This window comes from Ruegeria sp., from assembly GCF_040830605.1.
GTDB lineage: Bacteria > Pseudomonadota > Alphaproteobacteria > Rhodobacterales > Rhodobacteraceae > Ruegeria.
Genome location: NZ_JBFOMD010000016.1, coordinates 80,486 through 100,075, shown reverse-complemented (window position 1 = coordinate 100,075; position 19,590 = coordinate 80,486). Strand labels below are relative to the sequence as shown.

Annotated in this window: 19 protein-coding genes; 7 read left to right on the top strand and 12 right to left on the bottom strand. The window is 63.0% G+C overall.

Annotation, left to right across the window (positions count from 1 at the left end):
- The first annotated feature begins 149 nt into the window (after nucleotides 1-149).
- Nucleotides 150-572: a nucleoside-diphosphate kinase gene (gene ndk, locus AB3N21_RS20370; RefSeq protein ID WP_171174098.1), complete on the top strand. Its 423-nt coding sequence runs from the start codon at nucleotides 150-152 to the stop codon at nucleotides 570-572.
- A 129-nt stretch (nucleotides 573-701) separates the two neighbouring features.
- Here the strand turns inward: ndk and AB3N21_RS20365 are convergent, their stop codons facing one another.
- On the bottom strand, nucleotides 702-1,052 hold the full coding sequence (locus AB3N21_RS20365) for a TfoX/Sxy family protein (protein ID WP_367936921.1): 351 nt from the start codon (nucleotides 1,050-1,052) through the stop codon (nucleotides 702-704).
- Nucleotides 1,053-1,163: 111 nt separating this feature from the next.
- Between AB3N21_RS20365 and AB3N21_RS20360 the strand changes: the two genes are divergently transcribed.
- From AB3N21_RS20360 to AB3N21_RS20350, 3 genes are all read left to right on the top strand, one after another.
- Nucleotides 1,164-2,390, top strand: coding sequence for a cytochrome P450 (locus tag AB3N21_RS20360; protein WP_367936920.1), 1,227 nt, complete (start codon nucleotides 1,164-1,166; stop codon nucleotides 2,388-2,390).
- Nucleotides 2,391-2,461: 71 nt separating this feature from the next.
- Nucleotides 2,462-3,967 (top strand): CHAD domain-containing protein, encoded by a 1,506-nt coding sequence (locus AB3N21_RS20355; RefSeq protein ID WP_367936919.1) that lies wholly within the window; start codon nucleotides 2,462-2,464, stop codon nucleotides 3,965-3,967.
- A 58-nt stretch (nucleotides 3,968-4,025) separates the two neighbouring features.
- Nucleotides 4,026-4,493, top strand: a complete 468-nt coding sequence (locus tag AB3N21_RS20350) for a CYTH domain-containing protein (RefSeq protein ID WP_367936918.1) — start codon at nucleotides 4,026-4,028, stop codon at nucleotides 4,491-4,493.
- 4 nt (nucleotides 4,494-4,497) lie between these two features.
- Here AB3N21_RS20350 and AB3N21_RS20345 read toward each other — a convergent pair whose 3' ends face one another.
- From AB3N21_RS20345 to AB3N21_RS20330, 4 genes are read right to left on the bottom strand one after another with little or no spacing between them, the layout of a single operon-like run.
- On the bottom strand, nucleotides 4,498-5,547 hold the full coding sequence (locus AB3N21_RS20345) for a Rieske 2Fe-2S domain-containing protein (RefSeq protein ID WP_367936917.1): 1,050 nt from the start codon (nucleotides 5,545-5,547) through the stop codon (nucleotides 4,498-4,500).
- Nucleotides 5,544-5,885 (bottom strand): carboxymuconolactone decarboxylase family protein, encoded by a 342-nt coding sequence (locus AB3N21_RS20340; RefSeq protein ID WP_367936916.1) that lies wholly within the window; start codon nucleotides 5,883-5,885, stop codon nucleotides 5,544-5,546. The genes AB3N21_RS20345 and AB3N21_RS20340 overlap by 4 nt, the downstream gene beginning before the upstream one ends.
- 11 nt (nucleotides 5,886-5,896) lie before the next feature.
- Nucleotides 5,897-6,658, bottom strand: a complete 762-nt coding sequence (locus AB3N21_RS20335; protein WP_367936915.1) for an amino acid ABC transporter permease — start codon at nucleotides 6,656-6,658, stop codon at nucleotides 5,897-5,899.
- A gap of 14 nt (nucleotides 6,659-6,672) precedes the next feature.
- Complete coding sequence (locus AB3N21_RS20330; RefSeq protein ID WP_367936914.1) at nucleotides 6,673-7,413, bottom strand: amino acid ABC transporter ATP-binding protein; 741 nt, start codon at nucleotides 7,411-7,413, stop codon at nucleotides 6,673-6,675.
- Between the two features lie 130 nt (nucleotides 7,414-7,543).
- On the opposite strand from AB3N21_RS20330, the gene AB3N21_RS20325 reads away from it, so the two are divergent.
- A complete protein-coding gene (locus AB3N21_RS20325) occupies nucleotides 7,544-8,314 on the top strand; it encodes a transporter substrate-binding domain-containing protein (protein ID WP_171174083.1) in 771 nt (256 codons plus the stop codon).
- A gap of 50 nt (nucleotides 8,315-8,364) precedes the next feature.
- On the opposite strand, the gene AB3N21_RS20320 is transcribed toward AB3N21_RS20325, so the two are convergent.
- Complete coding sequence (locus tag AB3N21_RS20320) at nucleotides 8,365-8,979, bottom strand: helix-turn-helix domain-containing protein (RefSeq protein WP_367936913.1); 615 nt, start codon at nucleotides 8,977-8,979, stop codon at nucleotides 8,365-8,367.
- Nucleotides 8,980-9,032: 53 nt separating this feature from the next.
- Between AB3N21_RS20320 and AB3N21_RS20315 the strand changes: the two genes are divergently transcribed.
- Nucleotides 9,033-9,767 carry a creatininase family protein gene (locus tag AB3N21_RS20315; RefSeq protein ID WP_367936912.1) on the top strand — a complete coding sequence of 245 codons (735 nt, stop codon included), beginning with the start codon at nucleotides 9,033-9,035 and terminating at the stop codon, nucleotides 9,765-9,767.
- Here the strand turns inward: AB3N21_RS20315 and AB3N21_RS20310 are convergent.
- From AB3N21_RS20310 to AB3N21_RS20300, 3 genes are all read right to left on the bottom strand, one after another.
- Complete coding sequence (locus AB3N21_RS20310) at nucleotides 9,764-11,137, bottom strand: ATP-binding protein (RefSeq protein ID WP_367936911.1); 1,374 nt, start codon at nucleotides 11,135-11,137, stop codon at nucleotides 9,764-9,766. The two genes, AB3N21_RS20315 and AB3N21_RS20310, sit on opposite strands and share 4 nt — an antisense overlap.
- Entirely contained in the window at nucleotides 11,130-11,810 is a 681-nt protein-coding gene (locus tag AB3N21_RS20305; RefSeq protein ID WP_367936910.1) for a response regulator transcription factor, read from the bottom strand. Before AB3N21_RS20305 ends, AB3N21_RS20310 begins: the two co-directional genes overlap by 8 nt.
- Nucleotides 11,811-11,972: 162 nt before the next feature.
- On the bottom strand, nucleotides 11,973-13,400 hold the full coding sequence (locus AB3N21_RS20300) for a DegQ family serine endoprotease (RefSeq protein ID WP_367936909.1): 1,428 nt from the start codon (nucleotides 13,398-13,400) through the stop codon (nucleotides 11,973-11,975).
- Between the two features lie 936 nt (nucleotides 13,401-14,336).
- Here AB3N21_RS20300 and AB3N21_RS20295 point away from each other — a divergent pair.
- On the top strand, nucleotides 14,337-15,089 hold the full coding sequence (locus AB3N21_RS20295; RefSeq protein WP_367936908.1) for a Hint domain-containing protein: 753 nt from the start codon (nucleotides 14,337-14,339) through the stop codon (nucleotides 15,087-15,089).
- A 45-nt stretch (nucleotides 15,090-15,134) separates the two neighbouring features.
- Here AB3N21_RS20295 and AB3N21_RS20290 read toward each other — a convergent pair whose 3' ends face one another.
- From AB3N21_RS20290 to AB3N21_RS20280, 3 genes are all read right to left on the bottom strand, one after another.
- Nucleotides 15,135-15,740, bottom strand: coding sequence for an NTP transferase domain-containing protein (locus AB3N21_RS20290; RefSeq protein ID WP_367936907.1), 606 nt, complete (start codon nucleotides 15,738-15,740; stop codon nucleotides 15,135-15,137).
- A gap of 31 nt (nucleotides 15,741-15,771) precedes the next feature.
- Nucleotides 15,772-18,189, bottom strand: coding sequence for an FAD-dependent oxidoreductase (locus tag AB3N21_RS20285; RefSeq protein WP_367936906.1), 2,418 nt, complete (start codon nucleotides 18,187-18,189; stop codon nucleotides 15,772-15,774).
- Between the two features lie 154 nt (nucleotides 18,190-18,343).
- Complete coding sequence (locus AB3N21_RS20280) at nucleotides 18,344-19,240, bottom strand: LysR substrate-binding domain-containing protein (protein ID WP_367936956.1); 897 nt, start codon at nucleotides 19,238-19,240, stop codon at nucleotides 18,344-18,346.
- Nucleotides 19,241-19,590: the final 350 nt, after the last annotated feature.

Below are 19,590 nucleotides of genomic sequence, written 5' to 3'. Positions count from 1 at the left end.
ACACGAAACTGGCTGCGAGGGCGCAGCACAATCCTTTGGACGAGGTTCAGATGCACCCTTTCCAAACCGCAGAGCCCATGCTAACCGGGCGCCGATTTGACATCAGTACCGGATGGGCATCCTGCCCGCCGTCAACAGGAGAAGCCCGAATGGCACTGGAACGCACGTTTTCGATCATCAAGCCCGATGCAACCCGCCGCAACCTGACCGGCAAGATCAACGCCAAGTTCGAAGAGGCGGGCCTGCGCGTCGTCGCGCAGAAGCGTATCCACATGACCAAGGCGCAGGCGGGCAAGTTCTACGAAGTGCATGCCGAGCGTCCGTTCTATGACGAATTGTGCGAGTTCATGTCCTCGGCCCCGGTCGTGGTGCAGGTTCTGGAAGGCGAAAACGCCATCGCCAAGAACCGCGAAGTGATGGGCGCCACCAACCCGGCGGATGCCGCACCCGGCACCATCCGCGCCGAGTTTGCGGAATCGGTGGGCGAGAACTCGGTCCACGGTTCGGACGCGCCGGAAACCGCCGCGGTCGAGATCGCCTATTTCTTCTCGGGTATCGAACTGGTCGGCTAAGCCGCTGATCGGTTGAATTTCCAGGGCCGCTTCGAGGTTTCGGAGCGGCCTTTTTCGTTTGCGGGGGAAGCCGCTTGCAAACGCCTTGGCCCGCCGATCCGCGCGATGCGCTTTCAAGTGCGTCCGCTCTCAGCTCTGTGGTTTCAGATCGGCGGCGCTGACTCGTACTCCGATCGCATCCAGCTCCGCCGCCAGCTGCGAATCCGGTGCCACGGTCGCGTTCGCCTTGATCTTGTCGAACCGCGCGCGCAGCGCCTTTTTCTCGGCGCCCTTGCAGTCATTCCAGGGCCGCCCCTGCAACCCCATGACCAGCACGTAATAGCCGATGAAATGCGGCCGCACGCCGGCTTGCAGAATGCGGGCATAGGCCTCGTCCGCCCCCAGCGCGCGCAGCTCCTGCGCCGAGTGGATGCCGGCGCGGGCACAGCTCTGCTCGAACGCGGGGCCGAGATTGCGGATCGAGGAAACGGGATCGGACATGGCCTCGTTCTACCCGTCCCGCGCGGGGATGTCATCCTGCCGCCTTGTTCCGCACACCGCGCTGCGCTACCCAAATCCTGGAGAGAGGGCAGGCCGTTAGGGGAGAGCGGGATGGATGTGCAGGACATTGCGGCGGCGGCGAGGGGATTGGACCTGACCGACCCGCCAGCGGGGTTCGTAGAGGATCCGTTTCCCTTCTACGACGCGCTTCTGGCCCATGCGCCTGTGCTGCCACAGTCGGATGGATCGGTCCTGCTCAGCCGCCATCGCGATCTGGACCGGATCTATCGCGACACGGGGCTCTATTCCTCGGACAAGAAAGCCGCCTTTGGCCCTAAATTCGGCGTGGGCTCTCCGCTCTTTGAACATCACACCACGTCGCTGGTGTTTTCCGACCCTCCGCTGCACACGCGGGTGCGCAAGATCATGACCTCGGCGCTGACCCCGCGCGCGATTGCGCGGATGGAGCCGGGGCTGATCGACACTGTGGACCATCTGCTGGACGCGATGGAGGGCAAGGGGCAGGTGGACCTGATCGAGGATTTCGCCTCGACCATCCCGATCCAGATCATCGGCAACCTGCTGGACGTGCCGATGGACGAACGCGGCCCGCTGCGCGACTGGTCGCTGGCCATTCTGGGGGCGCTGGAGCCTGCACTGACCGAGGAACAACTGGCGCGCGGGCATCGCGCCGTCGATGAATTCAAGGCCTATCTCAGGGATCTGGTGGCCCGCCGCCGAGCGCAACCGGGCGATCCCGAGACGGACGTGCTGACCCGGCTGATCCGGGGCGAAGGTGCCGATGCGCAGCTGAGCGAGATCGAGCTTTTGCAGAACTGCATCTTCATCCTTAATGCCGGGCACGAGACCACGACCAACCTGATCGGCAACGGCCTGGCGCTGCTCAACGATCACCCCGACCAGCGGCGGATGCTGTTGGAGACCCCGGACCTGATCGTTCCAGCCATCGAGGAAACCCTGCGGTTCCGCTCGCCCAACCAGTTCGGCAACCGCGAGACCACCGCCGAGATCGAGTTGGACGGGCTGACCATTCCGGCGGGCACCAACCTGCATCTGTGCATCGGCGCCGCCAATCGCGACCCGGCGATGTTCGATGATCCGCAGCGGTTCGACATCACCCGCAAGCCGAACCGGCATCTGGCCTTTGCAGGAGGGCCGCATGTCTGCGTTGGCCTGACGCTGGCGCGGATGGAGGGCCGCATTGCAATCGGGCGTCTGCTGGACCGGTTCCCAAACTACCGGTTGTTGCCCGGACGGGTTCCCGGCGGCCGCATCCGGTTCCACGGATACGCTGCGCTGCCTGCGGAATTGGCTTGAGGCCCGCAGGTGCCGGTGGTTTCATGATCGGGGGGTGTGAACACGGATAGCGACTGGCGGCAAGGGCGGATATGGACACATCATCGGGCAGGTTCTTTGTTGTTCCCGGTGCCGTGGATGTTGCCCGGCTGGCGCGGAAGACCGGCAAGGTTCGTCTGAAACTCATCTCATCGAGTGAGATCCGCGATTTCGCACTGCTCGACTGTTTCGATCAGTCGTTGCGCCGGTCCGGGCGGGGGCTGCTCGATACCGGGGACAGGCTGTATCTGCTGGGCGCTGACGGCACTGTCAGCGATCAATCCGGGTTGCGGTCGGGCAGGTTCGTGACCGATCTGCCCGCCGGTCCGGTGCGGGTGGCTTTGGCCAGATTCCCGCCCTTGCGGGCGTTGCTTGAGATGTGCCGGGGCCGCGCAGAGATGCGCCGCGCCGTGGTGACGGAGAAGCAGCGCGAGGTGGGCCAGGCCGGGTTCCTGACGCTGAAGACCGGGTCGGGCGAGGTTACGTTGGTCATTCCCGATCCCGGGCAGGATAAGGCCCATAACTTGTTGAAAACGCAGATGACCGGTGCCGGGGCGGATGTTTCCACCCTGTTTTCGACCCTTGCGCCAGACCTGGCCGTCTATCGCGCCAAACCGAAGATCAGGATGCGCCCCGCCGAGCCCGCCATCGAGGTCGCCAATGATCTCATCCGTGCCCATCTACAGGTCGCGCGTCAGAACGAAGCGGGGATCATCGCCGATCATGACACCGAGTTTCTGCACGACTACCGCGTGGCCTTGCGCAAGGTGCGTTCGGTGCTGAGCCTGTTCAAGGGTGTGTACGCGGACGAACTGACTGTTGCGTTGAAACAGGAGTTTGCCGATCTGATGACCGCGACCGGGCGGCTGCGCGATCTGGATGTCTATCTGCTGGAACGGCCCCGGTATTTCGACTTGCTGCCGGGCAGCCTGCATGGCGGGCTGGAGGCGATGTTTACGCAGTTCGAACGTGACCGCGCGGCTGAACACCGCAAGCTGGCCAAACGGTTGCGCAGCGCGGGGTATGCGGCCTCGGTCTCGGACCTGGAAGCGCTTTTTGATAGCCCCAACGGGCTGAAACCGGGACCACGAGCGCAGCTTGCGGCCAGCGACTATGCCTGCCGCCTGATCTGGAAGCGCTACCGCAAAGTCTGCAGGATCGCGCGGGCGATCGACGCGCGCACTCCGGATGAGGAAGTGCATGCGCTGCGCCTTCAGTGCAAGAAACTGCGCTATCTCATGGAGTTTTTTGACCCGCTCTTTGACACCCGCTCTTTTCGCAAGGGGCTCAAGCCTTTGAAGAAGCTGCAGGAAAACTTGGGTCTGTTCAATGACTATTCGGTGCAGCAAGAGGCGTTGCTGGCGTTTCTGGGCACGGGCAAGCGGCGGGGTGAACCGGATGCCGAGATCGCGCTTGCCGTTGGTGGCTTGATCACCGTCCTGTCCCGGCGCCAGCGTGCGGAACGCGGGCGGGTTGAAAGGAGCATCGCAAAGTTCGACAGTGACAGGACCCGGCGGGTGTTTCGGACCCTGTTTCATCAGCCGCTTGAGCGCGTGTGATGGGGTAACATCAGCGGCGGGCGGCTTGACCGCTCAGAAACCAGAGGAAGCGAGGGCCATGAACCGGGAAATCGAACGCAGGTTTCTGGTTGCCGCCCTACCGGATCTGAGCGCGGCCAGGCGGGCGCAGGTGCGGCAAGGTTATCTGACGCGGCCCGACGATTCCACCGAACTGCGCCTGCGCCAGATGGACGAACGCTATCTCCTGACGCTGAAAGATGGCGAAGGTCTGGTCAGGGGCGAACGCGAAGTTGAGATCACGCGCCTGCAGTTCGACACGTTCTGGCCCGAGACCGACGGGCGGCGGATCGAGAAGGAACGGTTTACAGGTGCATTGGCGGGCGGCCTGACCTTTGAGCTGGACGTGTTTTCAGGGGCTTTGGCGCCGTTGCGGATGGTCGAGGTGGAGTTTCCTTCGGAGGAGGAGGCATTGTCCTTCACGCCTCCTGATTGGTTTGGCGCCGAGGTGACCAGCGACCGGCGGTATAGAAACCGGACACTGGCCGTCGAAGGCCTCCCCGTCTGAAAGGTCAGGCTTCTGCCTCCAAGGCGCGCTGCACCATCTTTCGAAACCGCATCGCGCCGGCATCCAGCCCGAGGTTCAGATAGGGCGTCTTGCGCTTGGCCATGCCGGTCTGGACATATTCCAGCACCTCCTTGTCCTCGTGAAAGGCCATGGTGGCGCCTTCGAACATGCGCTGCGACATCTCGGCGTTGTCCGCGTGCATGTTGCGGTGCTGAAACCAGAAATAGAGCGAGGTTTCCGCGTCCACCGGCGTGATGAAATTGTACGAGATGTTGACGAATGCCTCATCCGACAGGGGTTTGTCGGCGCCGCCCTGACCGGCTGGCGTGTAGATTGACATGTTGATCGCGGTTGCGGGCAGGCGGCATTCGTAATGCTGCTTGCGGTCGCAACTGTCGGCAAAGGGCAGCATCTGAGCGTAGTAGCGCGGTGCGGGTTCGGACGGAATCCAGCGATAGACGATCACGCCGTCCTTGGTCTCTTCGATGTCCAGCGGCCGGTTGTCGGTTCCGGCGCCCGCGAATGAGGTCAGATGCACCCAGGCCACGTGGCTGGGGTCGAGCAGGTTGTCGGTGATGTAGAGGTAGTTGCAGGCCATCGACAGCGCGCCCTTGGGGGTCTTGCCCCAGCCCGGGTTGTCGAAATTGGGGATGTCGATGATGTCGTCCGGGTTGGCGGACTGCGCATCGCCCATCCAGATCCACAGGAATCCGTAGCGGTCCACCACCGGGTAGGAGCGGATCAGGGCGCGGCGAGGGCGGGCATCCTCTTGCGTGGGCGCGTGCACGCACGAGCCGGTGCAGTCGAAGGTCAGCCCGTGATAGCCGCAGACAATGGTCGAGCCCTCGACCGTGCCGCGCGACAGCGGCAGCTTGCGGTGCGGGCAGGCGTCCTCGAGCGCGATAGGCTCGCCCTTGGCGCCGCGGAACAGGACGATTTCATCCTCCAGCAGCGTGGCGGCGGTGGGCGTGTTGGTGACGTCCTCGCTGCGCGCGGCGACATACCAGCAATTGCGGACATAGCCGTCAGCGCCGATCAGGTCCGCCTGCATCATTCCTGCTCCGAAAAGGTGTCATAGGCCTTGAGCGCCTTGGCGGAATAGGCCAGCGACGGGCCGCCGCCCATATAGGTTGCCATCGCCAGCGCCTCGCACATCTCGTCCCGGGTCATGCCCAGACGGACCAAGGAGCGGGTGTGAAAGCCGATGCAACTGTCGCAGCGCGTGGCAATGGCGATGCCGAGCGCCATGATTTCCTTGGTTTTTTCATCCAGAGCACCGCTTTTCTTGGCGGCAGCGCCCATGGTGCCGAAGCCCCTCATTGTCTCGGGCACTTCCTTGGCATAGGTGCCGATATCGCCCTCGATCTCGGCCATGAATGCGGTCCAGTCCATGTCTCTCTCCGTTAACTGCGCTCATCCGATCCCATGCGCCGTTCCAGCCAGCGCACCCCGGCGCTGATGATCAGGACCAGCACCAGATATTCGAGGATAAGCAGAGTGTAGATTTCCAGCGGGCGGTATTCGGTCACCACCAGTTCGTTCGCGCGGCGGGTCAGTTCCTGCATGCCGATGACCGAGGCAAAGGCGCTCATCTTGACGATATAGATGAACTGGTTGGCCAAGGGGGGCAGGATGCGGCGGATCGCCTGAGGCAGGATCACGTATCGCATGGTCTGGGCGTAGTTCAGGCCGATGGTCTGGGCCGCCTCGCTTTGCCCTTTGGGGATCGACTGGATGCCCGCGCGGTAGATTTCCGCCGTGAATGCGCTGTCCGAGATCGCCAGCGTGATGATCGCACCCCAGAACGGGTCGATGGGGATGTTGAGCCCCATGGACTGGAACACGATGGGCAGGCCGTAGAACACCCAGAACAGCATCGGCAGCAGCGGGATCGAGCGGATGAACTCCACATAGACCCGGTTGATCAGCCGGATCGGCCAGCGGTTCGACAGGCCCGGCAGGGCGACCAGCAGGCCCACCACGATCGAGATCGCGGCGGCGATGATCGAGATCAGGATCGTGTCGCCCATGCCCGAGATCAGGAATTTCACGTTGGTCCAGCCCGACGCGGTGCGCGGGTCGATCACGTACCAGCCCCAGGTGGAGGAACTGGAGCAGCCTGAGAGCAACAGGAAGGGCAGGGAGAATACGATAAGTTTCTTCATCTTGTGCCCCGTTCTTAATGTTGGAGGATCTGGCTGAGGAATTTCTGGCAGCGCTCGGATCGCGGGGCGCCGAAGAATTCCTCAGGCGGGCCGTGTTCCACGATCTCGCCCGCATCCATGAACACCATGTTGTCGGCCACCTTGCGGGCAAACCCCATCTCGTGGGTGACCACCACCATGGTCATGCCCTCATCGGCCAGTTCGACCATCACGTCGAGCACCTCGGAAATCATCTCGGGGTCGAGCGCCGAAGTGGGTTCGTCGAACAAAAGCACCTTGGGCTCCATGCACAGCGACCGGGCGATCGCCACCCGCTGCTGCTGACCGCCCGACAACTGGCCGGGCCGTTTCAGCGCCTGATCGGGGATATGCACCCGTTCCAGATAGTGGCGGGCGCGATCCTCGGCCTCGGTCCTGGAATAGCCGCGCGCCTTCATCGGTCCGAGGGTCAGGTTTTCCAGCACCGTCAGATGTGGAAACAGGTTGAACTGCTGAAACACCATGCCGACCTCGGACCGGATCGCGGCCACGGATTTCGGGTCGTTGGTCAGCTCGATCCCGTCGACGCGGATGGTACCTTTCTGATGCTCTTCCAGCCGGTTGATGCAGCGCACCACCGTGCTTTTGCCCGACCCCGACGGGCCGCAGATCACGACCTTTTGACCCGCCCCCACGATCAGGTCGATGTCTTTGAGCACGTGGAACGTGCCATACCACTTGTTGACGCCAACAAGCTCGATTGCGGTTTCCGGCATGGCACACTCCCTGGGGCTTGTTTTCCTGGGGGGAAAATTTTTTCTTGAGACTAAGAGTTATCTTTGCCTTAAATCAAGCAGCAATCCGGCTATGATGCCCAGAACAAAAAGCCACCAACGGGAGAAACTCATGAAACACCTTCTCAAGGCAGCCGCCGTTGCCGCCATCGGGATCGCGCTGTCCGGCGCGGCGCAGGCGCAGTCGGCGCTGAACGAAATCCTCGATGGCGGGGTGCTGAAGGTCGGTACAACTGGTGACTGGAATCCGATGACCCAGCGCGATCCGGCGACCAACAGCTACAAGGGGTTCGACATCGACGTGATGACCGAGCTGGCCACCGATCTGGGGGTTGAGCTGGAGTTCGTGCCGACCGACTGGAAGACGCTGGTCAACGGTGTGGTGGCGGGCAAATACCACATGACCGGCTCGGCCTCGATCTCGCCGCCGCGGATGAAAGTCGCGGGGTTTTCGGAGAGCTATATCTCAGTGGAGCTTTATCCCTATACTCTCAAGGACAAGGCGGACCGGTTCGACGGCTACGACTCGATCAACAAGCCGGATGTGAAGGTGGCCACCACGCTGGGCACCACCTTTGAGAAGCGGGTGCGCGAGTGGTTCCCGGATGCGGATATCAAGGTGGTCGAGGCCCCGGCGCGCGGGTTTCAGGAAGTGCTGGCGGGCCGCGCGGACGTGTTCATCACATCGAACATCGAAGGCTCGACGCTTGAGGCCAAGTTCCCGGTCGTGCGCGTGACCGGGGCCGAGCCGCGCTCACCCTCGCCGATTGCGATGCTGTTGCCTCAGAACGATCAGGTCTGGATCAACTACGTGAACAACTGGGTGAAGGTGAAACAGGCGCAGGGGTTCTTTGAAACGACCAAGGCCAAGTGGGGCCTCTGAGCGGGCTGCCACGCGTGAATGTACGGGGTCGCGCGAATGCGCGGCCCCGTTTAGAGTCCGGGGTCCTTGGGTTCGGCTTTGGCCACTACGGTGATGAACCGCACCCGGTCGTTCAGCAGCTCCTGCGGGCCATGGGCGCTGTTACTGTCAAAGGACAGGCTGTCGCCGGGGCGCATGTGGTACGAGGCATCGCCGCAGCGATAGACCATCTCGCCCTCGGTCAGATGGATGAACTCGATACCGCGATGCAGGTAGACGGGGCGCGCCGCCAGCGGCTGTTCCAGCGTGACGTCGAAACATTCGAAGCCCACGTGACTGGCCTCGGCCCGGCCGATCATCTTGTAGCTATGGCCGAAATCGCTGCCGAGCCGCTGCACGGTGATGCCTTCGCCAGCACGGACGAAGGAGACGTCCGAGCGCTCGACGGTGCCCGCGAAGAAATTGATCAGCGGCACCCCGATGCCGCCTGACAGCGCCTGTAGCGTGGTGAGTGAGGCAGAGACCTGTCCGCGCTCGATTTTCGAGATCATCGCGGTCGAGACCTGCGCCCGCGCCGACAACTCGGCCAGCGTTAGACCGGCCAGCGCGCGGTGGTGTTTGACGGCGGCGCCGACTTTCTGGTCCAGGGTTGGGCCGGGCGCCTCGCGAGGGGCTGAATCTTCCATGGGCCAAGACTAGTGTGGGCGGAGTGAAACCGAAAGAGCCGAGAGGGTGTGGAATGCAGCTGGCGCATATGACGTGGCAGGCGGTCGAGGCGCGGATCGGGCAGGGGGCCTGCGCGATGCTGCCGGTGGGCTCGACCGAGCAGCACGGGCCGATGGGGCGGATCGGCACCGACACGATCTGTGCCGAGGCGGTGGCATTGCGGGCCGCCGACCTGAGCGATGCCATTGTCGCGCCCGCGCTGGCCTATACGCCCGCGCCGTTCAACACCGCCTTTCCCGGCACCGTGTCGCTGTCTCAGCCCGTATTCGAAGCGATGGCAGCCGAGGTCATCGAGGGCCTGCTGGCGCAGGGGTTCAGGGGCGTGTTTGTCGTCAACGGCCACGGCGCCAATCTCGCACCGCTGCGACGGATCGGTGAACGGTTGGCAGAGGGCGCGTTGCAGATCATGAGCTGGTGGGAGGCGCCCGAGGCCGATGCCTTGCGCAAGTCGTTTTATGGAGATTGGGAGGGGATGCATGCCACGCCCTCCGAGGTGGCGATCACGCAGGCGCTGCTGGGGGTTCTGCCGGAAGGGGATGCCGCCGCGCCGCCCGAACAGTTGAGCCCTAAGTTCATCGCCGCCCATGCAGGCGACCGGCATGGCCCGCCCGAGGAGCACCGGGCGATGTTTCCCGATGGCCGGGTCGGATCGCACTCGGCGCTGGCGCGGCCCGAGCATGGCGCGCGGCTGCTGGAGCTGGCCGCTTTGGGCGTGGCGCAGGCGTTTCAGGCGTTCAGCGCCCGTTAGGCGGCCTGTTTGGCCAGCGATAGCGTGACCTCAAGCCCCGGATCACGGTTTTCTGCCGCGAAGGCGCCGCCATGCATCCGGGCGATGGCCGCAACCAGTGCCAGCCCCAACCCTGAATTGCGGCAGCTGCGCGCCGGATCGAGGGTGACGAAGGGCTGCGCCAGCCGGGGCAGTTCGGTTTCGGGCACGCCAGGGCCTTCGTCGCGGACGCTGAGCCTGGGATATCCACGCACATCCGAGAGGCTGACAGTGATCTCACTGCCCGGCGGCGCATAGCGCAGGGCGTTTTCCAGCAGGTTCGACAAGGCCTGCGACAGCAGCGGGCGGTGACCTCGGACCGGCTCGGCTTCGCCCTCGACCTGCAGGCGCACGCTCTGATCGGCGGCCACCGGGTCATAAAGCTCGACCACATCCTGCACCAGTTGGCCCAGATCCACCGGTTCGAATTCTTCGCGCCCAAGACCCGCCTCGGCGCGCGAGATTTCAGTGAGCTGGGCAAAGACCCGCAGCAGGTGATCCACCTCGGACAGGGCGCGGGCGGCGTCGGCTTCGCGCTCGGGGCCGGTGCGCCCGGGATCGGACAGCGCCTCGACCCGCTGGCGCAGGCGCGACAGGGGCGAGCGCAGGTCGTGCGCAACCGAGTTCGAGGCGGTGCGCAGGTTGCTCACCAGTTCCTCGATCCGGTCCAGCATCTCGTTCAGTGTCGCGCCCATCTGGTCGAATTCGTCACCCGAGCCGCGCAGCGGAATGCGGCGGGTCAGATCGCCCGACACGATGTCGTCGGCGGTCTGTGCGATATCCTTAAGGCGCGAGAACACCAGCCGGGTCAGCAGCCAGCCGGTCAGCAGGCTGAGCGCCAGCGCCGCCATCAGCGCCAGCGCCACCGAGCGGAACAGCACCCGGTCGAACTGCCGCCGGGCCGAGGCGTCGCGTCCGACCAGCAGCCGCTCACCCCCGCGCAGCCGGATCGAAGCGGCCGAGATCGGCACCGGCTCGTTCGACGCGGTGCGGATCAGATCCAGCTCGACCCAGCCGCTGCCGGGTTCGACCTCGGGCGGCCAGCTGGTCAGATTGCCCGCCAGCACTGTGCCCAGCGGATCGGTCAGCAGATAGAGCGCGTCGCGTTCGGCGGCATTCTCGGTCCGGCGTTCGATGGCGGTGATCAGGCCGATCATGCCCAGCCGCTCGTATTCGTCGGCCAGCCCGGTCAGTTCGGCGGTCACCACCGAGCGGGTTTCGCCCGCGATGGTGCGGTTGGCGGTGACGTAGACCAGCCCCAGGACAGCCGCCGTCAGAAGCGTGCTGAGCACCATGCTGGCCAGAACCAGACGGGTGCGCGAGTTTCTGATGAAGACCAGTGGTTTAGCCATCGGACATCATGTAGCCCGCGCCGCGCACGGTCTCGATCAGCGCGCCGTTTCCATGTTCGTCGATCTGGCGGCGGAGTTTCGAGATATGCACGTCCACCACATTGGTGTTGGGGTCGAAATGATAGTCCCACACCCCCTCGAGCAGCATGGTGCGCGAGATCACCCGGTTCTTGCGGCGCAGGAAAAACTCGAGGATCTGAAATTCGCGCGGGGTCAATGCGATGTCCTGCCCGCCGCGCGTCACCCGGCGGGCCAGCAGGTCCATCTGCAGGTCGCGGCAGGTGAGGACAGCCGCCTCTTCGGTATCCTGCGGGCGGCGCAGCAGTGCCTCGATCCGGGCGTGCAGTTCCTGAAACGAGAACGGCTTGACCAGATAATCATCGGCGCCCGCGCGCAGGCCCTTGACCCGCTCGTCCACCGCACTCATCGCGGTCAGCATCAGCACCGGCGTCTTCAGCCCCGCCGCGCGGATCGATTTGATCAGCGCAAGCCCGTCGAGCCCCGGCAGCATCCGGTCCAGAATGATCACATCAAAACTGCCATCAGTCGCGTGGTAGAGACCTTCGCGCCCGTCCGGGGCGGTCTCGACGGCAAAACCTTCTTCGGCAAAGCCCTTGGCGATGAACTCGCGGGTTTCGCTGTCATCCTCGACGATCAGAAGGCGTCGGCTCATGCTCAAAGATCCCTTTTTCTTGAGGTATATACATTGCCTTTCGAGAATGCACGTGCCGGGCGCGGGGGGCCGCGCCCGGCCGGTTCGGCGGGTGGAGGGTAGGCCGGAGCCGCCGAACATGCGCGCGCTGGACTCCCCATCTATGGCGCGCGCGGGTTCACGTCAGGCGATCTCGACCGCGACGAAGATCTGGCTGCCGCCCCGATTGATCAGCATGAGGGCCGGATCGGTCTTTTCGCTTTGCAGCGCGGCCTTGAGTGCCTTGGGGCTGTCGGTTTCCTGGGCGCCCAGCTTGACGATCACGTCGCCGCGCTTCAGTCCGGCCTTCGCTGCCGGGCTGTCGGGCTCAAGCGACATGACCACGACGCCGGTGACCTCATCGCCGACACCGATTTCCGCCCGCGCGGTCTCGGTCAGCGGGGCCACGGTGACACCCAGAGTGGTGGCGGGCGCTTCGTCCGCGGGTTGGCCAAGGTCTGCCGAGGCCAACTGATGCGCGCCGATGGTCACGGTCACCTCCTGCTCCTGACCGTTGCGCAGGACCTTGAGCGTGCTCTCGGTTCCGATCTTCGTGGTGCCGACCAGACGCGGCAGGTCGGCGCTGGACGTCACGTCCTTGCCGTCGAAGGCAACGATCACGTCACCGGATTTCAGCGCGCCATCGGCAGGGCTGTCCGCGACCACGTCCGAAACCAGTGCGCCGGTGGCCTTGCCCAGGCCCATTGCCGCGGCGATGTCGGGGTTGAGGTTCTGGATCGACACGCCCAGCCAGCCGCGATCCACCTGACCGTCATCGCGCAGATCGGCCACGATGGTTTCCACGATGTTCGATGTCACGGCAAAACCCAGGCCCACCGAGCCGCCGGTTGGCGAGTAGATGGCCGAGTTCACGCCGACCACTTCGCCTTCCATGTTGAAGAGCGGCCCGCCGGAATTGCCCTTGTTGATGGCGGCGTCGGTCTGCAGGAATTCGGCATAGGGCCCTTCGGAGATATTGCGGCCCTTGGCCGAGACGATGCCGGTGGTGACGGTCGAGCTGAGTCCGAACGGGTTGCCCACGGCCACCACATCCTCACCCACGCGGATCGCGTCGCTGTCGCCGAACTCGACCGCGGGCAGGGTGTGTCCGGCGTCGATCCTGAGCAGGGCGATATCGGTCAGCGGGTCGGTGCCGATCACCTCGGCCTCGAACGACCGGTCGTCGTTCAGCCGGACGGTCACAGTGTTTGCACCGTCAACCACATGGTGGTTGGTCACGATATAGCCGGCCTCGTCCAGAATGAAGCCGGAGCCCAGCCCCTGCCGCGGGCCTTGCTGAGGCAGGTCAAACCCCTCCGGTGCGCCGAACTGCCGGAAGAATTCGCCAAAGGGATGGCGCTCGGGGTCGAAGCCCCGGGGCGTAGCCGGTGCCTTATCCTGTTTGGCAACGATGGTCACGACCGAGGGGGCGACCTCCTCGACCAGATCGGCCAGCGCTTCGTCCGCGTGGCCGGGCAAGGCCGTCGCCGCAATCAGCGCCGCGCCGAGAGCCGGAGCGCCGGTCCATCTGGTCAGCGGCGGCATCAGGCGGTTGGATTTGCGAAAGCTCATATGAATCTCCTGTGTCTTGCACCGGTTCATGCCCGGGGCTTGATCGGAGACATGGCGATTGAATCTGAGGGCTGTCTGGACGGAAGATTAAGAGTTCTTCATCTGCGTTCATGCGGGCACGACACGGGTGGTCGGGCGGCGATGGGATTGTTCGGTGTCGATACGCTGGCCAGAAGCGCTTGCGGCAGAAAAGCCTAAGCGGAATTTTGCCCGCTTCCTGCTCGTTCGTCGTTCGAATCGATCCGGCATTGCGCGGCATCGAATCACCTGATCGCCCCTATTGTTCTTGAAATGGAGAGAATAGCGGCAGGGAAAGTACATTGGTTCCTGTAGCAAAAATGCCGATCATAAGCCCCTGATATCACGCGATTGATCGCTTATGGGTTGTGCGAGGTGTGCTCATGCTTATTCGGCCATCACCGGCATGCCGCCTTGAAAATCCTGACTCGGATGCGGTGAAGCTAAGGAAATAGCGCCTTTCCAGAGGTGCCATTTAAAAGCATCTTTTCGGATCGATATCCCATAGGTTGATCTAGGGTTGAGTGGGGGTGGGGCGCCACATTCTCGCCCTCTAACTGACACAGAAACTTCTCAAAATTTTTCGTTGTTTGTATCGAATTCTTGGTCAAGCATTGACTTGCCCAACTGAGGGGGAACTGCCGGTACGGGGGCGATCGGAAGTTTTTTATCAGATGCTGGGAACGCCCGCCGCCAGGGTAATGAGGGGGTCATTTGTAGGTTTGGCGGCGGCGTAACCAGGTAGTTCGGATTTCGGAACGTGCCTGGGGTTCAAAGCATCCGTGGCAATTGGTGTGTTGGGTGATCGGTCTGGCCTTGATGTTGAGGTCGGACCGACCCGTCCCCGGTTTTTGGTGAAAAGGTCAGTGAGCGGCGAAAACCATTTGTTCGCCCGGGCTGACCGGTCAGGCGCAATTCATGGGCGCCGCTTTGGTGGGAGTTGGCCTCGTGGGGCAATTTGAAAGATCATTGTTGGAAAAATTGAGACAGCCGGACGGTTCTCTGGGGGATGGGCGTTCGGAAGCGTCTGCTGCCGACGAACCCGAAAAAGGACAGGTCGACACGGGGTCCGGAGCTGAGCGCATTTCGCCCTGCTTTACGCCCGGCACCATGATCGCGACACCCAAAGGCGAACGCCGGGTCGAGGATCTGAAGCCCGGCGACCGCGTGATTACCCGCGACAATGGAATCCAAACCATCAGATGGATCGGCAACACCGTCATCGGCCAGACCCGGTTGCGCTATGCCAGTTATCTGCGGCCGGTGCTGATCCGGCAAGGGGCGCTGGGGAATGGGCTGCCCGAACGTGATACGCTGGTCAGTCCCAATCACCGCGTGCTCGTGTCCGGCGACCAGACCATGCTCGAGACCGATGAACCCGAGGTTTTGGCCGCGGCAAAGCATCTGATCGGCGTGAAAGGCGTGGACGTGGTCGAGGCCTCGAACCTGCGTTACATCCATTTCATGTGTGATCGGCACGAGGTCGTGCTGTCGAACGGCATCTGGGCTGAGAGCTTTCACCCCAGTGTCGAAGCGCTCGCCGGGATGGACAATGCGCAGCGAGGCGAGATCTTTGAACTGTTTCCTGAACTGAAAACCGGTTCCAGACAAAAGCCCCATCCGCTGGCACGCCCGACTGCTGGCAAGCGGCTGGCGCGGCTGGTTTCGTAGGCCGAGTCAGCACTATCCTGGTATCGTCATCCGGTGCAGCCGGTTCTATTCGCGGTCTCTTTTCCTGTTGCGCCAGTCTTGCCAGTCTGCCGGTGTGTCCAGATCCAGCCGGGCGCGCTGGCCCGGTAGGGGCACGAGATGCACGTTTTCAGGATGTCGTCTGGTCACAGAATGCGCCCCGTTGTCGCCCGTCAATGCTATCAGTTCGGGAAACAGCGAGCGATGGAAGATCACCGGGTGGCCCGGCTTGCCGTCCTCGGTGGCGCCGCGCCAGATTTTGCAAGCCGGGAACTTGCTGACCGCATAAAGCGTAGTCTGCAGATCCTCGACCGTTAGATCGGGCAGGTCGGCCAGCAGGATCATCGCGGCGGGCGTCTGTTCAGGAAGCGCCGCAATGGCGCGGCGCAGGCTGGCGTTCATGCCTTCGGCGGCATCCGGGACCTCCACGATACCCACATCCAAACCGGACAACGCACTGTATCGGGGATGCGGCTGTGGGGGCAGGGCGACGAAGACCGGCCCGACCTGACGTGCGATCCCGGCAGCGCGGCGCAGGAGGGGTATACCGTCCACCTGCTGCATCAGCTTGTCGGTGCCGCCCATACGGCTGGACTGACCGGCGGCCAGCAGGATGATGGGTATCTCGCTCATCCAGCCACCTTGGCCCGGCAGGCTGGGCTTGTCACCCGCGCATCCGCGCCCCGTCCACGTCGAAAAGCGGGGTCGAGATCACCCGGGCCTTGCGCATCTGGCCGAGGATTTCGATTTCGACCCCCAGCCCATCGGCCACGCGGTCTGTTGGCAGGAACCCCTGCGCAATCGATTTCTGCGCGTGATGCGAATAGCCGCCCGAAGTGCAGAACCCGACCACTTCGCCGTCCAGCCAGATCGGTTCATAGGCATTCACATCCGCATCGTCGGCATCAACCTCAAAGGCCACAAGCTTTCGGGCGGTGCCTGCCTCGCGCTCTGCTTCCGCTGCAGCGCGGCCAATGAAATCGGCGTTCTTCTTGAAGGAAATGAACCGGTCCAGCCCGGTTTCGGCGGCGGTGTAATCCGGCGAGAATTCGGCCATCCATGAGCCAAAGAACTTGTCCAGCCGCATACTCATCATCGCGCGCATGCCGAAGGGGACCATGCCGTGGGGCTGGCCCGCCTGCCACAGCGTCCACCAGAGCTGCCGCTGGGCCATCGGGTCGCAATAGATTTCATACCCCAGATCGCCGGTATAGCTGACGCGCTGCACGATGCAATCGGTCATGCCGATGGTCATCCGGCGCACATCCATGAAGCGCATGTCGCTGATGTCAGTTCGGGTGCAGGCGGCAAGCACTTCGCGCGCCTTGGGACCTGCGATCTGGAAGCCGTTCCGTTTGTCGCTGATATTTTCAATGCTTACGCCGCTCTCTGCATGTTGCAGGAACCAGCGCATGTGGAAGGCCTGACTGCCGTAGGAGGCGGTGAGCTGGAACTCATCCTCGCTCAGGCAGGAGACGGTGAAGTCGCCGATCAGCTTGCCTTTGGGCGACAGCATCGGGGTCAGGCTCAGACGCCCCGGCTGCGGAATGCGGCCCGCCATGATCCGGTCCAGCCACGCCCGTGCGCCTGCACCTTTGATCAGGTATTTTCCGAAATTGTGGACCTCGTTGATGCCCACGCCCTCGCGCACGCCACGCACTTCGCGGCCCGTTGCCTCGAACGCGTCGGAGCGGCGGAAGGATGGGGTTTCATATCCCGGCTCGCCCTCTTGAGCGAAGTAATTCACCACCTCCAGCCCGTATTGCTGGCCCCAGACTGCTCCCATGTCGGAGAAGACGTCATACATGGGCGTGGTGCGGTTGGGACGGGCGGCGGGCAGTTCCTCGTTCGGGTAGGCGACGCTGAAACGTTTCTGGTAGTTCTCGATCACCTTGGGCCGCGTGTAACCGGGGCTGATCCAGTCGCCAAAACGGGCCACGTCCATGGCCATCACATCGCGCTCGGGCTCGCCCTCAATCATCCACTGGGCCAGCGTCAGACCGACGCCGCCGCCCTGAGAGAACCCGGCCATGACTCCGCAGGCCGACCAGTAGTTGCGCACGCCGGGGACCGGGCCGACCAGAGGGTTGCCGTCCGGCGCGAAGGTGAAGGGCCCGTGGATCACCGATTTCACCCCGGCCTCGGCCAGCACCGGAAAGCGGCGATAGGCGAACTCGATCGAGTCGGTGATCTTGTCATAGTCGTCCGGCAGCAACTCGTGCCCGAACTCCCAGGGCGTGCCGTCCACGGCCCATGGTTTGCAGGGCTGCTCATAGAAGCCGATGCACAGCCCGCGCCCCTCTTGCCGCAGATAGCTTTCACCTGCCGGGTCCATCACATGCGGATGCTCGCCGCCCGCGTCGATGATCGCCTCGATCTGGGGGATGTTGTCGGTGACCAGATACTGATGCTCCATCGGGTGCAGCGGGAAGTAGATGCCTGCCATGGCGCCGACCTCTCGCGCCCAGAGGCCGCCCGCGTTGACCACATGCTCGGCATGGATGGTGCCCTTGTCGGTGACCACGTCCCAGCTGCCGTCCGCACGCTGGTTGGTCTCACGCACCATGCAATGGGTCTCGATGGTCGCACCGCCCATGCGCGCGGCCTTGGCATAGGCATGGGTGGTGCCGGATGGGTCGAGATGGCCGTCGAGCGGGTCATAAAGCGCGCCGATGATGCCGTCGATATTGGTGATCGGGGCGATCTTCTTGATCTCATCGGGGCCGACGATCTCGGTTTCCAGCCCCATGAATCGGTGCTTTACGCGTTCGGCCAGCAGCATGTCGAACCGGTCCTGATTGTCGGCCAGCGTGACGCCGCCCACATGGTGCAAACCGCAGGACATGCCGGTCAACTCTTCCAATTCCTTGTAGAGCCGGATCGTATACCCCTGCAGCGCCGCCATGTTGGTGTCGCCGTTGAGCGTGTGAAACCCGCCCGCCGCGTGCCAAGTGGACCCGGACGTCAGTTCTGAGCGTTCCAGCAGCATCACATCGGACCAGCCGAGCTTGGTCAGATGATAAAGCACGGAACAGCCGACAACACCGCCGCCAATGACGGCCACACGCGTGGTGGTTTTCAACAGATCACTCCTTGTATGCCATGCCGGGAAGTTTGCGCGGCGCATGGGTGTCTGCAAGATGGTTTACGACAGAATATGTCGTTTTGTGCTGCTGGGGGAGTGAGTGGTCGCATTGGTTGCGTCCTCTGCCCTCGGTCCAAGACAGGTGGATCACTCATGCATCGAGCGCGGCCACTTCGCCTTCGATCCACGTCCTGAACCGTTTTATTTTCAATGAGTTTCGGTGGCTTTCGGGAAAGACAAGCCAGTAACCGCTGCCATCATCGCAGACGAGGTCGAAGGGTTGAACGAGCTGGCCACGGCTGAGTTCGTTTTGGAAGAAAGCGGGCGTCAGCATCGCAACGCCCTGTCCGGCCATTGCGGCGTTGGCTTCAAGAACCTGTGGGCCGACCTGTTGCCGGGGCCTGTTGGGGAAGTCGCCGTCATCCAGCCCGGCAGCTGTAAACCAGAGTTTCCACCAAGGGTCCGCATCCGACAGGATAGGCAGCTTCAGAAGGTCCGCAGGCTCTCGTACCCCACCGATACTGTTCAAAAGTTCTGGGCTGAGCATGGGCGTGAACCGAACCGGCATCAAAAGGTGGCTGATCAGTCCCGGCCAGGGTCCGTGGCCGCCGCGAACGGCGACGTCAAACCCATCCGAGGCAAGGTCGGACAAGTGTTCGCTGAGTTCGACACGAACGGCGATCTTGGGGTTCTGCAACTGAAACGTACCAAGCCGCTGGGCCAGGAAATTGGTTCCGAAGGTCGGGATCACACTGACCGCGAGGGTCTCCTGCGAAAGTCCCTTTGCTTCGGAAAACGCGTCGCTTAGCACGTCAAGCGCCTCTGATGCGCGAGCCGCGAATTTCGATCCGACAGGAGACAGTTCGACCCCGCGTGCCTGCCTCAGGAAGAGCGGTGCGCCGACGCGTTCTTCCAGCACTTTGATCTGATAGCTGACGGCGGCCTGCGTCATCCCGAGTTTCGACGCGGCCAGAGTGAAGTTTTTGCAGCGCGCCGCCTCTTCAAAGACTCTCACAGAGGCCAGAGGTGGAAGAGGGGATCGCGACATTGATAAGCTCTCTTTATGCCTGTGCATGGAGTTCAATTGGAATTCATGACCCCGGAACGCCAGACTTGATTGCAGATCCAGTCAAGGAGCACGGTCAGGATGGTCCAGATTTTACAGAAAATTGCGTTGATCTTCAATCGAATCCGCCGAAGACGGGGCAAGGTCGACAAGCGAGCCTACGGGCGTCTCCGGTTACAGCATTGGTCTGCGCACATGAAAAAAGACATAGGAATCATTGATGATCCGGATCCGCCCGAACGCGTGCGGTTTTCCGTCATGACGAGGTTTTGACGATTGCCACGGGAAACCGAGCATTCGGAGGCTATGCCCTGTCAGACCCGGCAGATCCC